The organism is Megasphaera sp. MJR8396C (genome assembly GCF_001546855.1).
In the GTDB taxonomy this organism is placed as follows: Bacteria; Bacillota; Negativicutes; order Veillonellales; family Megasphaeraceae; genus Megasphaera.
The window spans coordinates 1-15013 of sequence record NZ_KQ958202.1 but is presented as its reverse complement, the minus strand read 5'-3'; the positions used below and the strand labels follow the sequence as shown (position 1 = coordinate 15013).

At 54.7% G+C, this 15013-nt stretch carries 14 protein-coding genes and 1 tRNA gene; 1 reads left to right on the top strand and 14 read right to left on the bottom strand.

What is annotated here, in order from left to right:
- Position 1: 1 nt before the first annotated feature.
- The 14 genes from trkA to HMPREF3201_RS08100 all read right to left on the bottom strand — a co-directional run bounded on the left by trkA (position 2) and on the right by HMPREF3201_RS08100 (position 14607).
- A complete protein-coding gene (gene trkA / locus HMPREF3201_RS08165) occupies positions 2-1345 on the bottom strand; it encodes a Trk system potassium transporter TrkA (protein WP_062412585.1) in 1344 nt (447 codons plus the stop codon).
- An 85-nt stretch (positions 1346-1430) separates the two neighbouring features.
- Positions 1431-1658, bottom strand: coding sequence for a hypothetical protein (locus tag HMPREF3201_RS08160; protein ID WP_231726836.1), 228 nt, complete (start codon positions 1656-1658; stop codon positions 1431-1433).
- Positions 1659-1703: 45 nt separating this feature from the next.
- The gene (locus HMPREF3201_RS08155) at positions 1704-2651 is read right to left on the bottom strand and encodes a lipase family protein (protein WP_062412583.1); all 948 of its coding nucleotides are present in this window, start codon (positions 2649-2651) and stop codon (positions 1704-1706) included.
- Positions 2652-2689: 38 nt separating this feature from the next.
- Positions 2690-4129: an Rne/Rng family ribonuclease gene (locus tag HMPREF3201_RS08150; RefSeq protein ID WP_062412582.1), complete on the bottom strand. Its 1440-nt coding sequence runs from the start codon at positions 4127-4129 to the stop codon at positions 2690-2692.
- A 50-nt stretch (positions 4130-4179) separates the two neighbouring features.
- Positions 4180-4878: a precorrin-2 C(20)-methyltransferase gene (gene cobI, locus HMPREF3201_RS08145; protein ID WP_062412581.1), complete on the bottom strand. Its 699-nt coding sequence runs from the start codon at positions 4876-4878 to the stop codon at positions 4180-4182.
- Positions 4865-5587, bottom strand: a complete 723-nt coding sequence (locus HMPREF3201_RS08140) for a TIGR03936 family radical SAM-associated protein (protein WP_062412580.1) — start codon at positions 5585-5587, stop codon at positions 4865-4867. Before HMPREF3201_RS08140 ends, cobI begins: the two co-directional genes overlap by 14 nt.
- The gene (locus HMPREF3201_RS08135; RefSeq protein ID WP_154254389.1) at positions 5562-7451 is read right to left on the bottom strand and encodes a TIGR03960 family B12-binding radical SAM protein; all 1890 of its coding nucleotides are present in this window, start codon (positions 7449-7451) and stop codon (positions 5562-5564) included. The genes HMPREF3201_RS08140 and HMPREF3201_RS08135 overlap by 26 nt, the downstream gene beginning before the upstream one ends.
- Before the next feature lie 23 nt (positions 7452-7474).
- Positions 7475-8578 (bottom strand): rod shape-determining protein RodA, encoded by a 1104-nt coding sequence (gene rodA, locus HMPREF3201_RS08130; protein ID WP_062412578.1) that lies wholly within the window; start codon positions 8576-8578, stop codon positions 7475-7477.
- A gap of 9 nt (positions 8579-8587) precedes the next feature.
- A complete protein-coding gene (locus HMPREF3201_RS08125) occupies positions 8588-9418 on the bottom strand; it encodes an AAA family ATPase (protein ID WP_062412577.1) in 831 nt (276 codons plus the stop codon).
- Positions 9419-9445: 27 nt separating this feature from the next.
- A complete protein-coding gene (gene mrdA / locus HMPREF3201_RS08120) occupies positions 9446-11326 on the bottom strand; it encodes a penicillin-binding protein 2 (RefSeq protein WP_082709421.1) in 1881 nt (626 codons plus the stop codon).
- Between the two features lie 19 nt (positions 11327-11345).
- Positions 11346-11855, bottom strand: coding sequence for a rod shape-determining protein MreD (gene mreD, locus HMPREF3201_RS08115; protein WP_062412576.1), 510 nt, complete (start codon positions 11853-11855; stop codon positions 11346-11348).
- Positions 11852-12772, bottom strand: coding sequence for a rod shape-determining protein MreC (gene mreC / locus HMPREF3201_RS08110; RefSeq protein ID WP_062412575.1), 921 nt, complete (start codon positions 12770-12772; stop codon positions 11852-11854). Before mreC ends, mreD begins: the two co-directional genes overlap by 4 nt.
- Before the next feature lie 2 nt (positions 12773-12774).
- Positions 12775-13815 carry a rod shape-determining protein gene (locus HMPREF3201_RS08105; protein WP_062412574.1) on the bottom strand — a complete coding sequence of 347 codons (1041 nt, stop codon included), beginning with the start codon at positions 13813-13815 and terminating at the stop codon, positions 12775-12777.
- 174 nt (positions 13816-13989) lie between these two features.
- Positions 13990-14607 carry an ECF transporter S component gene (locus tag HMPREF3201_RS08100; RefSeq protein ID WP_062412573.1) on the bottom strand — a complete coding sequence of 206 codons (618 nt, stop codon included), beginning with the start codon at positions 14605-14607 and terminating at the stop codon, positions 13990-13992.
- A 261-nt stretch (positions 14608-14868) separates the two neighbouring features.
- Here HMPREF3201_RS08100 and HMPREF3201_RS08095 point away from each other — a divergent pair.
- Positions 14869-14952 (top strand) — tRNA-Leu (locus HMPREF3201_RS08095).
- The last annotated feature ends 61 nt before the right edge of the window (positions 14953-15013 follow it).

The window sequence follows — 15013 nt, the reverse complement described above, 5'->3', positions numbered from 1 at the left end:
GCTACTCCCTGCCTTTAAAGTACTGCATGACCTTTTGCGAATGTTCTGTCTGACTGAAGAGGATGATGCGGTCGCCTTCCATGAGGACCGACTGACCGTTCGGAATGTAGGCTTCACCGCCGCGGACATAGGCGCAGATCAGGCATTCCTTGGGCAGGCTTAGGTCCATCAGGCGCTGGCCGATGACCGGCGCCCCTTCTTGGACGATGACTTCGACGGCTTCGGCCTTGGCCCCTTCGAGGAGCGAAACCGATACGACGCCGCCACGGGCAAAGGCCAGGACTTCCCCGGCGGACAGCAATCGTGTCGATAAGACGATATCGACGCCGACTTTTTCCATCAGGCCGCCGTATTCGATACGCGATACGCGGACGATGGTCTTTTTAGCCCCCAAGTGCTTGGCAATTAAGGCCAGCATCAGATTCAGGCGGTCGTCGTCGGTCAGGCAAATGACGACATCGGCATCGGCAATCCCTTCCTGCTCCAAGAGGTCGATATCGGTCCCGTCGCCGTGGATGGCCAAGCCGTCGTCCATGAGTTCAGCGACTTGCAGACAGCGTTCGTGGTCTTTATCGAAGACCTTGACCTGAAAGCCTTCCTTATCCAGCATGGGCGCCAAAAAGCGGCCCGACCGGCCGGCGCCGATGATGATGACTCGTTCGATGGTTTCGATGTTGCTGGGCACAAAATTTTCACTGAATTTTTCAATGGCCTTGGCATCGCCGATAAAATAGGCGTTATCGTGGGGATAGAGGCGGTCGTCGCCGTGGGGGATGATCATGCGCTGGTCGCGGAAAATCATACCGACCAAAACCGACGGCGGCATATTCATATTCTTAAAAGGCACATTGACCAGCGGCGAATGGCGGGTGATTTTGGTTTCAAACAGACGGACCTTGCCGTTGGCAAAATCTTCGACGTTGAGCGCCGCCGGCGTCAGGAGAATCCGATTGATTTCGCGGGCCGTGATCATTTCCGGATTGATGACCAGGTCGATATCAAAATTCTTTTTCAGATAGTCCTTGGCCCCGGTCAAAAACTGCATGTCGCGAATGCGGACGGCCGTGTATTTGATACCGTGTTTCTTGGCTAAAATACAGGTCACCAGATTCACTTCATCCGTCGCCGTACAAGCGACGAGGAGGTCGGCTCCGTGAATATCGGGGTCGTCCATCGTAACCGGGCTGGCCCCGTTGGCCAGGATGGTCAGGACGTCGAGGGTATTGCGGACGACTTCCAATCGTTCTTCATCATGGTCGACGACGACGATATCAAATTGTTCATGTGATAACAGCTCGGCAATGCTGTAGCCCAGCTTACCGGCCCCTACGACAACTATGCGCAAAGGAAAAACCTCCTCATGAAAATCACGTTAACAATCGGACGAAAGACGAAGCGGCAACTGCCGCCGCTCCCGTGCTCGGTTCAGCTTAGGCCGTGCCGGCCATGGCCAGGAGTGACAGAATGGGCGTCATCTTTTCGGTATTCATGGTCATGGAAAAGGCAGAACGAGCCGCACCGCTCTGTGCGTCATACCACACTTCTTCATAAGTCAGGATAAAATCATAGTCCTTGTCCTTGGCCCTTTTGCCCGTAAGCTGGCGGACTAAGACGGCACTGCAGCCCTTATCACGGGCCTCTTTCAAATTCTCGGCCAAGGATTTTTCCGAAGGACCATACACCGGATGAAGGCGGTAGGCCAGCTAATCGTCAGCGGCCTGCTTCATATAAGGCACATCTTCAGAAAGAGCTGGATCGACGGTGACCGTCAGCGGCAGGACCCAAACCGAAGGGTCCTTGGCTTGGGCTACATCGGCTGTCAGGGGATGACCCAAGGCCGTCTCATAGGCCCCTTTGGCATCGTAATAGCGGCGAAGGGCAGCATCGGCATAGCCGACGATGTCATGGGCAAAGCGCTGCACCGAAGGGGCACTGTTCCACACCGTTTCCTTGGAAAATTGACTGTACGTCCCGTCGACGGTCTGCAAAATCCCCTTTACGGGATCGCCGGCCATGACGATGCGGTCCACCTGAAGGAGCGGTTCATAAGCCGCATTAAAGGCCGCATTTCCCACGGCTGGGGCGCCGAAAGTGACGACCTGAATCTGCGATGCTCCCTCATCATAGAGGCGGGCTGCCGCCAAGAGGGCCACGGCACCGCCGAGGCTATGACCGGTCAAGGTCACGTCCTGCGAGGCCGCATCGGCTTTTAAAACTTCTTTCAGCGTCGTCCCCTCGTAAGGTGTATCGAGGAGGGTCGTCGTATAGTAGGAAAAGCCGGCATGAACCTGGGATTGGCTCGCCTCCCCTTCTTTATATGGGACGGCGTGGAGGTTCAAATCGGACTTGACGTCGGCTAAACTTTCCGTCCCCGTGACGGCGACCAGCGTTTCCTGTCCTTTATGGGCCAGGCGAAATTTCGTCTCTGACTTATTATCTTTTTGAATTCGGTTGTCTATATCCCAACCGCGGCGGGTCAATTCCTGCCGAGCCGCTTCTCCGGGCTTATCGTCATAAGCTGCCATGGACAGCCAGGCGGAGAGGACTTCTCGGCGGGCCTGGTCATAGCCCTCCTTCGGCGATGAAGCCAAGGCCGACAAGGCCGTCATGACCAAGCAAAGCGACAAGATGAATACTTTTTTCCCCAGCATAGGCCTTCCCCCTTTACATCGACCGAACCTACCGCCTATTACGGCGCATACGATAAGATAGAGAATACTTCCCGATTGGGATGTCCCGACGCTTCAAAATAGAGGGTCCGCTTCAATTCCCGCTCCCATTCGGCCTTGCGCTTCTTATCCTTTAAGAGTGCCAGGACGTCAGGGTGAGCTTCGATGAGGACGTCGCCGCGAAGCTGATGAGCCGCTGCCATATGGCGCAGGCGGCGGATAATCTGGAGGACGACCGTTTCTGCCGAATAGAGGTAGCCCGAACCGCCGCAGACGTCGCAGGGATCGAACTGAACCTGGTACAGGCTTTGTCGGGCTTTTTTGCGGGTGATTTCAACGAGGTTCAGGGCCGTCATGCCGAGAACCCGGGTCTTGGTGCAATCCATGGCCGTTTCACGGATCAAAATCTGAAGAATTTCGTCGCGTTTCAAAGGCTGGGCCATGTCGATGAAGTCGATGATGATGATGCCGCCGATGTCCCGCAGGCGCAGCTGACGGGCGATTTCGATGGCTGCTTCTTTATTGACATGAAAAATCGTATCCTGCAGGGTCGTCCCGTTGCCGGTATACTTGCTGCTGTTGACGTCGATGACGGTCAAGGCTTCCGTATGGTCGATGACCAGGTTGCCGCCCGACGGCAGGGGTACGATGCGCGACATCAGGCCTTTGAGCCCTTCTTCGAGGCCATAGTGTTCAAAAATCGGTTCGTCCCCTTCATAGAGGCGGATGCGGCTCTGCCACTGCGAACCGGGGAAAACCTGACAGATGCGTTCATAGGCTTCGCGGCTGTCGACGACGACTTGTTTGACGTCGGCCGTGAAATGGTCGCGGACCATGCGCATGACCAAATCGGCCTCGCGGTACAAGAGGGTCGGCTTCTTGGCCAGGGCGTAGCGCTGGCGGATACTGTCCCAGGTCCGCAGCAAATACTGAAGGTCACTCAAGAGTTCTTCCCGCGAGACGCCTTTGGCGACGGTACGGATGATAAGGCCCATGCCGTCGGGCTTGATCTCAGCTACGATGTCGCGTAGCCGGTCCCGTTCCTGTTCATCGCGGATTTTTTTCGATACGCCGATGTAGTCAACGGTCGGCATCAGGACGGCATAGCGGCCGGCCAAACTGATATTGGCCGTCGCCTTCGGGCCCTTAGACCCTTGTTCGTCCTTGATGATCTGGACTAAGACCGATTGACCGACGGACAGGTGCATCTGCTGGATTTCTTCTTTGGACGCCGCCCGGGGAAACATATCGCCCATATAAATAAAGGCGTTCTTGCGCCGGCCGATGTTGACGAAAGCAGCCTGGAGCGACGGCAGAATATTCTGGATCGTCCCCTTATATATATGATTGACGATGTGCATGTCATCGTCGCGTTCTACCGCAAAATCACGAAGACGACCATCTTCGAGGATAGCCATGCGCGTTTCTTCGGGCATGACATTACCAACGATCGTTTTCATCGTGTCACTCCTCCTTATCAATGGCTGACGAAAGATTCTATCAAGACCGATTATTTTACCAATAAGACGGCAAAATAACCCGTTTCTTCCGCATCGGCAGCCTGTTCATATATTTTCTCGCCGGACAGTCCGCAGCGCTCGATCATGGATGTCCGCTCGAGAAGGCCCAGGTCTTTCAGTTCATCTTGGATGGGCTTTAGTTTCCCCGACGGCTTCATAATGACCTTACTGCCCGGAAGGGCCAATAACTGCCGGCGCTGTTCATGGTTGCCGGGGATGATCAGTAAGGCTTCGTCTTTTTCACACAGGGGCTGCTGCAATTTCGCAGCGACGGCACAGAAGCTGGGCACACCGGGGACGATGGCCGTTTCGTAGCCCGCCTCCTGGACGAGGTGGTGGACGTAAATACTGGTCGCATAGACCGTCGGGCAGCCGAGGGTAATGAGGGCTACGTCGCGCCCTTCATCGAGGTCAGCCATGACGGCCTTGGCGGCTTTTTCATGGGCTCCGGCGAGGACTTCGTCCTTACGGGTCATGGGAAAGTCTAAGGTCAGGACCTTCTTATCGGACAAGGTGAGATCACAGTCGTCCAAGGCCTTGAGCAAAATATCCTTTGCCGTCAAGGGGCCGCTGCCGCTCTTAGGAACGGCCAGAACGGGACAGGCCCCGATCGTTTTCAGCGCCTTTACGGTCAACAGCTCCGGGTCCCCCGGGCCGATGCCGACGCAGTACAGCTTACCTTTCATCATAGCCCTCAAAGAGAGACGCCGTCTTGCCGTCGTCTTTACGCACGAAAATCCCCGTCCGCCGGGCCAGCATCATATCGGCATGGACGGGCAGACCGAAGTCTTTTTCAAGGACTTCCCAAACCTGAATCGGCTTGATGGCCCCTTCCCCGGTCTGATAGATGCCTACCGTGAGGTAGACGTCGCCGTCTTTGACATTCCCATGAATGGCCTCGATGACGTGATTTTTAACTTCAATGGTCCGCACGCGATGTTTCCCCTTGTGAGAGACTTTTTCATAGAGGACCGATTCGGCCTCGTTGAAGCGCTGTAAAACCGCATTCAAGCCGTCTTGACTGAGGTCTTCCTTCAAGGGACCGCGCAGGGTATAGACGGCATAGTTGGCAATGGCCATCAGTTTCGGCGCCTTGGGGTCGACATAGCGGCCGTCGAGGACGGTAAACCCCTGAGGCGACGTTTCGTTCATGCGGGCCATGACGTCGGAAACGGGAATCTTTTCCGCAAGTTCCATGTCCATGTATTCGATATCGGCCGACACGCCAACGCCGAGGGCCGAGGCGAAGCTGAGCTTCATATGGGGATTGAAGCCTTCTGAATAACAAATGGGAAGTTTGGCCCGAATGATGACGTAGCGCACGGCCCGGGCAAAGTCGAGGTGTGACAGAAACTGCAGGGCCCCGTCTTTTTTAACAGCTAAACGTATTCTTGCCATGGTCAACGCCTGCCTTTCTGTCGATGATCGAAACGCCCAGATTGGGGCAGACACCGCAGCCCGTACAGGACAGACGGCGGCAGTCATGGGTCAGTTCGGCCCGTTCAGCCCGTTTCCATTCCTGCTTCAAATAATTTTTTGTAGCTCCGCTGGTGAGGTGATCCCAGGGCAGGGCCTCGTCGAGGCTGCGGTTTCTAGCCGCGTAGTAATCGGGATCGATGCCGGCTAACTCAAAGGCCTTCATCCAACGGTCATAGTCGAACATTTCCGTCCAGCCGTCAAATTTACAGCCCAGTTTCCAGGCTTCGTAGAGGACCTTCCCCATGCGGCGGTCACCGCGGGCAAAGGTCGCTTCCAGTCGGCCGGTCTTGGCGTCGTGGTAGTGGTAGGAAATGTGTTTGTCGCGAATGAGGCCCTTGATGTACTGCTGTTTCCGTTCGATTTCTTCGATGGGAAGCTGACCGAACCACTGGAAGGACGTATGCGATTTGGGGACGAAGCTCGAAACGGAGACCGTCACCTTGCCGTTATTCTTATGGGTTACGGAGCGATACAAGTTCAACACTTTATAGGCCAGGTCGGCAATGCCGGCCAAGTCTTCATCGGTTTCCGTCGGAAGGCCCATCATGAAGTAGAGTTTTACCGTCGACCAGCCGTTATGGAAGGCATTTTCACAGGCGGCCAAAAGGTTTTCTTCGGTGACGCCCTTATTGATGACGTCGCGCAGGCGCTGGGTCCCCGCTTCCGGCGCAAAGGTCAGGCCGCTCTTTCGGACCTGCTGTACCTTCTTGGCGATGTCGACGGAGAAGCTGTCGACGCGCAGTGACGGCAGGCTGACACTGACTTTCTGCCCCTTGAAGGCATCGAGGAGCTGGTCGACCAGTTCCGGCAGGCAGGAATAGTCCGCCGAGCTCAGGCTCATGAGGGAAATTTCATCGTAGCCGGAGTTGGCCACGATGTCTTTGGCCAATTTTACCAGCTGTTCCGGCGTCTTTTCCCGGATGGGACGGTAGAGCATGCCGGCCTGGCAGAAACGGCAGCCTCGACTGCAGCCACGGAACAGTTCGAGGACTGCCCGGTTGTGAACGATATCGATGTTGGGAACAATCGGTTTGGTCGGGAAAAAGACGTGTTCCACGTCGGCGACGACGCATTTTTCGATTTCAGCCTTGGCTTCCGGTTCCGTCGGCACCAGGGCTTTGAAGTTCCCTGCCTCATCATATTGTGCATCGTAGAAGGACGGCACGTAGTTCCCCGGCTGCTGCGCGAGCTCTTTCAAGAGGCCTTTCTTGCCGCCGGGTTTCCCCGCTTCTTTCCAGGCGATGATCGTATCGGCCAGAAGCTGTGTCGATTCTTCCGATTCGCCGAGGAAGAAGATGTCGATGTAATCGGCCAACGGTTCTGCATTATACGCACAAGGACCGCCGGCGGCCACTAAGGGCATATCGTCGCCGCGGTCTTTGGCAAAAATCGGCATTCCGGCCAGATCGAGCATATTGAGGATGTTGGTAAAACTCATTTCATATTGAAGGGTAAAACCGACCATGTCAAAATCGCGGACCGGCGTCTTCGTTTCCAACGAAAAAAGCGGGTAGCCCTTGGCCCGCATGAGGTCTTCCATATCCGGCCAGGGCGCATAGACTCGTTCGGCAGCCACATCGGGCCGTTCGTTGAGCAAAGCATAGAGGATGCGCAGGCCCAAATGGCTCATGGCCACTTCATAAACATCGGGAAAACAGTAAGCAACGGTCAGTTTGACCTGGTCGTGGTCTTTTACGACGCTGTTCCATTCCCCGCCGACGTAGCGGGCCGGTTTACTGACTTTGCTCAATAAAATCGGATCTATCTCCACAGGATGTGACAATTCGTTTCCTCCTTCAGGAATCGCTAAAAGATCATCGTCTGCTGACGCATGTAAATACTTAATAAAATCCCCATGCCCATCATATTGGTCGTCAAGGCACTGACACCGTAACTCATGAAGGGCAGCGGAATCCCCGTGACCGGCATAATGCCGCAGGTCATGCCGACATTGACCAAAATCTGGAAGGCCCACATGGATACGACACCGGTGGCCAGCATCATGCCGAAGGGATCCTTACATTCTTTGGCGATCATGATGCCCCGGTAGATGAGGATAAAATAGAGGAATAAGAGAAAAATACAGCCGAGAAAGCCCAGTTCTTCCCCGATGACGGAAAAGATGAAGTCCGTGTGGTTTTCCGGCAAAAAGTTCAATTGGCTCTGTGTCCCCTGGAACAAGCCCTTGCCAAAGAGCATGCCCGAACCGATGGCAATCTTAGACTGGATGATGTGGTAGCCGGCCCCGAAGGGATCGGCATTAGGGTTTAAGAATACCGTAATACGGGACTTCTGGTAGTCCTTCAGAAAATGCCAGCCTACCGGTGCCAGGACGACGCCGGCTAAAAAGACGTTGCGCAGGAGAGACATTTTGATGCGGCCGACAAAGAGCATGCCTAAGGTAATGGCCAAAAAGACGAGACTGGTCCCCAGGTCAGGCTGTTTTAAGACCAGGAGAAAGGGAATCCCGACGTAGAGGCCGATGGGCAGGACTTGCCGCCACTTATTGAGCTGGCCGACGCGGTCGCTGAGGATCGCTGCCGTGCAGATGATCATGATGAGTTTCGAAAACTCCGACGGCTGCAGGGTAATAGGCCCTAACTGAATCCAGCGCTGGGCCCCGAGGGCCGACGTACCGATGAACATGACGGCTACCAGCATCAGTAAATTAATGACATATAAAGGTTTGCCGTACTTCTTTAACTTGGTGTAGTCAAAGCGGCTGAAAAAGATGACGATCATGAAGTCGATGACGAAGGCTACGCCCTGTTTAATGACGAAATCATAGTTGATCGCCCCTTTATTGATATGCGTCGCACTGCCAATGATAGCCAGGCTGATGCAGACGATGAAAAAGCTCACCAGGAGCATGACTTTATCTAAATTCTTCCATTCACGTTTAATAAACATTTCCCTCTCCTATCGACGATAGTGGCGCCAATTCCGGCATTCCTGCCGGCGGCGCCGCACCGATAAGCCCGATTCCTCGGGGTCACCGGCCGTACGGCGCGGCAAAAGGCTGGTCAGCCAGGCTTCGTCCACTGCCGTCCCCTTTTCCAGCCAGTCCGCTGTCGCCGACAAGGCCTTCATAAAGGGCAGGTTATCTGAAGCTTCGTGAATCAGGCCCTGACTTGCCGCCTGATCGATGCCTTCGTCGTGAGGCAGGATCCCGGCGACGGCCTCTACGCCCAGCGCCGATTTTGCCGCCGTCGTCGAGATGACGCCGTCGGCATAAAAATTATTGAGTATGACGTCGTAGTGAAAACGCTTCTGCTTGGTGCAATACTGCATGACCCGTCCGGCATCGTGCAGGGACGACGGCGACGGTTCGACGACGAACAGAATCTGGTCGGCCAAGGCCGTCGCCGCCCGGTAAGCCTCATCGCGGCCCGGCGGGCAGTCGACGAAAGCGTAGTCGTATTCACCGGCTAAGGATTCCAAGACGTAGTGAAAGGACGGTACATCGACCTTTTCCCAGGTCCGTTTCTGACTGGCCGGCAGTACATCGAGGCCAGGACAGACCGACACCAGAGCCTGCCGGGGCAGACATTTTCCCCGGGCGGCCTGACTGGCGTCGTAACGGACGGCATCGCCCATGCCGAAAAGCAAGTCGAGGTTGCGCAGTCCCATGTCCGCATCGGCGGCTAACACCCGATAGCCGCGGCGCTGGAGCAGCACGGAAAGCGAAGCTGTAATCAAAGTTTTGCCGACGCCTCCCTTACCAGAAGCAATCGCGATGAGTCGAGACATGGAATTACCACCCTTCTTAACGTATCCTTAGTTATTGTTTTGAGCAGCCGTTTGGTCGTTATTGGCATCAGCCTGGTTAGACGCTGCCGGCGTACCATTGGTGTTTTTTGCGCCGTCGGCATAGGTGCCGATGTGGAAGAATTCTTCCAACATAGAGCGGACGATCGGGCCTGCCGAAACGGACCCGAACCCGCCTTGTTCTACCAAGACGGCAATGACGATACGCGGATGTTCATACGGTGCATAGGCGACGAACCAACCGTGGTCCGTGCCGCCGAAGTTTTCGGCTGTCCCCGTTTTACCGGCGACCTGAATGGGGAATCCGGCAAACAAAGAACCGGCAGTCCCTGATTCTTCAGCAACGTTGCGCATCCCTTCGCGGACGAGGTCCAGCGTCGATTTGGAGACCGGCAGGGTCCCTATCTGTTCCGGCGCAAAGATCTTATACGGCGTCCCGTCGAGATTGTCGATACGGCTGACGATAAACGGCCGGTACTGGATACCGCCGTTGGCCACTTCACTGACGATCATCGCCGCCTGAAGAGGCGTAACCAACTGGAAGCCCTGGCCGATAGCGGAGTTGAACGTATCCCCTAAGTACCAGTCTTCGTGGAAGGTCTTCATTTTATATTCTTCACTGGCAACCAAACCCGTCGCTTCGCCGCGAAGGGCGATGCCGGTCTTCTTGCCCATGCCGAACATGTCGGCGTATTTCGCCAATTCATCGATGCCGACGCGGCGGCCCATTTCATAGAAATAGACGTTATCCGATTTCGCCAGGGCTTCGACGAAGTTGATCCAGCCCAAGGCTTCACCGCCGGCGTTTCGCATGTCGACTAACCAGTGGCGCCCACTGTCGAAGATCATTTCATCAGGCGTAACTTTTTTGAGTTCCAAAGCGGCCGAGCCGGTGATGAGCTTAAAAGTAGAGCCCGGCGGATATTCGCCGGCAATAACCCTGTTTTCCATCGGATGGTTGGGGTTATCGTTGATCATGGCCCATTCCTTTTCCGTAATGCCCCGGGTGAACCAGTTGGGGTCATAGGCCGGACGGCTGGCCATGGCCAGGACGGCCCCCGTATTGGGGTCGATGGCAACGGCAGCGATACCGTGGGTGCCGACGCCGTTGGCAATCTGGCGATCCATAGCCTGTTCCGTCGCTTCCTGCAGATTAAGATCCAGGGTCAGGTGCATATTGTGGCCGGCCACCGGTTCTTTTCGTTCCATTTCCGTGACCGGACTGCCGGCAGCATCGACTTCAACCTGACGGCCGCCGTCCTGACCGCGCAGGAGGTCATCGTAATAAGCTTCCAAACCGGCTCGGCCGATTTGGGTAATATTGGAGACGCCTTCAACGCCTTCCAGGCGTTTGGCATCTTCTTCATCGATTTGGCCGACGTAACCGAAGACTTGAGCGGCCATCGTTTTATACGGATAGTAGCGAATCGGCTGGACTTCGACGGACACGCCGGGCAGGTCGTTTCGCTGTTCTTCAATCTTAGTGACGATATCCTGCGTGAGGTCATTGGCCAGGACCGTCGGCACGTAAGAACTCTTTACCTTTTGAATCTTCTCGCGCAACTTATCTTCCGGCACGTTGAGGATGCCTGCCAATTTCGTCAGTTCCTCATCGCTCATGCCGCCCTTCGGCGGTACATAAGTCGCCATGAAGCTCGGTCGGGAGCCGACCAGGATCTGACCGTTGCGGTCATACATGATGCCGCGCATGGCCGCAATGGGGATGGCCCGCAGGCGGTTCCCTTCGGCCAGGGAGTGATAATATTCACCGGCAAAAAGCTGTAAATAAACGAGCCGGCTGACGAGAATGATAAAAATCGCGATGACCACCCAGTAGAGATACCGGAAGCGGCCGTCTTGATTCTTCTTTTTTAATAACGCTTCGAGCATGTATCTGTGTCTCCTTTAGTTACCAGCGATAACCCGGAAAACCATAAAAGGTGTCGGCCCGGCGCAGACGCCAGACGACATGGTCCACGGGCAAGGCCAAGATTCCATGATAAACGAGTACGGGTATACTGAATTCCAATAAGTACGCCGCCACATTGATGTACTGGCCGGCCAGGAACAGGAATCCGCAGGTCAGGATAAGCCCGGCTTCCGTCGCCCCGAGGACGATGAGCAGGGTCAAGATCCACTGATCCTTATCGATATTGCGGCCGAGATAACTGCAAACAAGGGTGACAATGAGATACACCAAAAGGTGCAGGCCAAAGAAGTTGCCAATGATGACATCCTGGCAAAAGCCGCCTAAGAGGGCCGTCGCAATGCCGACGCGCTGGCCGTGATGGAGGCCCATGAGGACGACGAAGACGAAGATGAGATTGGGCTGGCTTACACCGTTAAAGATAAAAGGCAAGACGGCAGCCTGCAGGATAAAGACGATGAAGGCTGTGATGATACAGTTCATTTTCTTCATAACGCAGCGGCTCCTTTAATGCCTTCCACCTTGTCGCGATTCGTCTGCGGTACGAGTTTCGGCGTAACATCCGGTTTTTCATAAGCGCCGGTGTCGGCCGACTTCAAGATGACGAAGACTTCTTCTAATTTAGAGAAATCGACGCCAGGACGAATGACGGCATATTTTACGAAATCATTTTCATTCTGATGGATCGATACGATGGTGCCGATATAGAGTCCCTTCGGATAAATGGAGCCGAAGCCCGACGTGACCAGCGTATCCCCTTCGAGGATATCAGCATCTTTCGCAATATTGACGAACTGCGGTTCCGTCGGCACATTGCCGTTGCCGCGGACGACAGACGATACCCGCGATTCCGGCCGCTGAACGATGGCCCCGATACTGGTCCGGGGGTCGGTCATGAGCTGTACTCGCGACGAATGCGGATAGACGTCGCTGATGAAGCCGACGACACCAGCCGGGGTGATGACCGGCATATTCTTTTCTACGCCTTCCCCACTGCCGACGTCGATGATCATGGTGTTGGTCCAGGTTCCATAATCACGGGAGATGACCGAGCCGGCCAAGAGTTGGTACTGGCTGTGGCTCGATTTAAAGTCGAGGAGCGCCCGCAGGCGGTCATTTTCAGCGACGACTTCATCGTAGTCGACGGTCCGGCTTTTCAGGTCGGCATTTTCTTTTTCCAGCGATTCCCATTCAATGCGGTTCTTCAAACTGACGTCGACGATGTGAATATTCGAGGCGAGGACATCCATGATGCTGCTGGCCCCATATTCAAAAGGCGACATAATCGTCATCAAAGGCTTCGTAATAAAAGGCAGGGAATCGCGCTGGCGCCAAGCCCAGCCTACGACAGCAATGATGATGAATAAGACGAGTACGAAGACGACGCTTCTTTTACCGAACGAAAACAATTTTAAAATCTCCTCCTATATATGCGCTGCGCCCCTTCAATGAGGGCCGATAACTTATCACGATCGTTGATGGCAATGCCCGTGCCCCTGGCAACGGCCAGTTCCGGGTCGGCTGCCATCAGGACGGGAACGCCCAATTCCTGCGTAAAGAACTGATCCATCCCCTTTAGCTTGGCGCCGCCGCCAGTCAGGACAATGCCGTGTTCCCTGATGTCCGCAGCCAGTTCCGGCGGGGTCTCGCGAAGGACGTCTTTGACGACGTCGAGGATCTTCACCAAAGGCTTGCCGATGACATGGTAGAGTTCACTCGATTTCACAGCTACTTCGCGCTGGAGCCCGTCATCGAGGCCGCGGGCCATGAAATAATAGCCCCGGTCTTCCAGGGGCAGGACGGCCGAACCGTTGGTGACCTTCATTTCTTCAATGGTCGTATCGTCGGTGACGACGTCGTACTGGTAGCGCAGATAATCGCGGATGGCCGCATTGAAATCAAGGCTGCCCAAATGAAGCGACTTCGAGACGACGATGCCGCCGAGAGACAGCATAGCCACATTAGTCGTACCGCCACCGATGTCGATGACCATATTGCCTACGGGATCATAGACCGGCAAATTGACGCCCAGCGCTGCAGCCGCCGCCGTTTCAATGACGAAGGCTTCTTTGGCACCGGCCTGATACACCGCTTCCATAACGGCTCGTTTTTCAACATTGGAAGCCGCCGAAGGCACGCCGATCATGATGCGCAGCCGCTGAACACTTCGGACGCACTTGCTGAGGATATAACCGAGCATCGTCCGGGTTACGCTGTAGTCGGCGATGACGCCGTGGACCAAGGGGCGATGGAGCTTTACCGTCTCCGGCGAGCGGGACAAGAGGTCCTCTGCCGACCGGCCGACGGCAATCATTTTACTGTTGCGCTCGTCGGTCGCCATAACCGACGGCTCAGACAAGACGACGCCCCGGCCTTCCACATAGACCTGAACCGTAGACGTCCCTAAATCGATGCCTATATTTTTAGTTAATGGAGAAAAAATCGAAGCCATAACACATAATCCCTTCTATTCCTTTCATATATGCTGCCATACGTAAACAGCCATTCATTGCTTATTTTACCACATAGCGCAAACTTTCGCATTAGCAAATTTCCATCAAAATAGAGAAACGGGACCGCCCTTTGGGGGACAGCCCCGTTGTATCCATAACCCATATAATTGCTGTTACTGCGCCTTTAACCCGGCACGCTGAAGCGCCATGATAATCGGCGTAACGATCAGGCCGGAAACGATGGCTTCCGGAACCCCATTGACGGCCGTAATGCCGAGCATGATATTGATGACGTTCATGAAGGGAATCCCTTGGGCCTCGGCATAGGGAACGCCGACGAGGGCCGTAAAGGAACCTAAGAAGAGAACCGTGTGAATCACCGTCGTCACGACAGCCGTCACGGCTACGCGCCATACTTCACGGATCTTCAAATGACGGTACAATTCATAAGCAATGAGGCCGATCAGAATGCGCGGTACGATACAAATGAAGGCGTCGGCCATGACATTGTACTGTACGGCAAACAAGAGCAGCGCACTCGGTGCCTGTAGGGAACGGATAAAGGAAAAAATCCCAAACATAAAGCCGACGATCATCCCGACCTTACGGCCTGCCGATAGGCTGCCAATAATCGTAGGAATGTGCAGAATCGTCGCATTCATGATGACCAGCGGAATGAATCCATAACCGGTAATCCCTAAAAAAATCGTAATAGCCGATAAAAAAGCGGCAATGGTCAACTGACGAATCGACAAAAACGTCGGCTGCGTCGGTGCCTTTTGATGTACCATGATACTCCCCCGTTCTCGTTCTTTCCCAAGATACAAGTCGCGCATATAAAAACACGGCCGGTCTGCGTCAGTATCAGTCCGATTCCGGTACCCATCCGACGTAAAAAAAGACCCGCCCTTGTGTCATGCGTAGTATAGCACACTGAGAAGACCTTGACAATAGTATTTTCAAATATTGTGAATTTTTGCACAAATCTCCCTGAAACGGCCAATTTTCAGTTGACCGACGGCTTACAAACGTGATAGAATGGACGAGTACCTGCGAGTGTGGCGGAATGGCAGACGCACTAGACTTAGGATCTAGCGTCTTACGACGTAAGGGTTCAAGTCCCTTCACTCGCACCAACATGACAACCATGCGGTTTAAGCGTGGTTGTCTTTTTTTGGCGCCGAATAGGCATGATAA

What these genes read in the sequence shown, in the direction of transcription:
- mreD (WP_062412576.1), bottom strand. Translation starts at nt 11,855, where the DNA reads ATGAAGAAAATGAACTGTATCATCACAGCCTTCATCGTCTTTATCCTG.
- HMPREF3201_RS08155 (WP_062412583.1), bottom strand. Translation starts at nt 2,651, where the DNA reads ATGCTGGGGAAAAAAGTATTCATCTTGTCGCTTTGCTTGGTCATGACG.
- HMPREF3201_RS08105 (WP_062412574.1), bottom strand. Translation starts at nt 13,815, where the DNA reads ATGGCTTCGATTTTTTCTCCATTAACTAAAAATATAGGCATCGATTTA.
- rodA (WP_062412578.1), bottom strand. Translation starts at nt 8,578, where the DNA reads ATGTTTATTAAACGTGAATGGAAGAATTTAGATAAAGTCATGCTCCTG.
- mrdA (WP_082709421.1), bottom strand. Translation starts at nt 11,326, where the DNA reads ATGCTCGAAGCGTTATTAAAAAAGAAGAATCAAGACGGCCGCTTCCGG.
- HMPREF3201_RS08150 (WP_062412582.1), bottom strand. Translation starts at nt 4,129, where the DNA reads ATGAAAACGATCGTTGGTAATGTCATGCCCGAAGAAACGCGCATGGCT.
- cobI (WP_062412581.1), bottom strand. Translation starts at nt 4,878, where the DNA reads ATGATGAAAGGTAAGCTGTACTGCGTCGGCATCGGCCCGGGGGACCCG.
- HMPREF3201_RS08140 (WP_062412580.1), bottom strand. Translation starts at nt 5,587, where the DNA reads ATGGCAAGAATACGTTTAGCTGTTAAAAAAGACGGGGCCCTGCAGTTT.
- HMPREF3201_RS08125 (WP_062412577.1), bottom strand. Translation starts at nt 9,418, where the DNA reads ATGTCTCGACTCATCGCGATTGCTTCTGGTAAGGGAGGCGTCGGCAAA.
- HMPREF3201_RS08100 (WP_062412573.1), bottom strand. Translation starts at nt 14,607, where the DNA reads ATGGTACATCAAAAGGCACCGACGCAGCCGACGTTTTTGTCGATTCGT.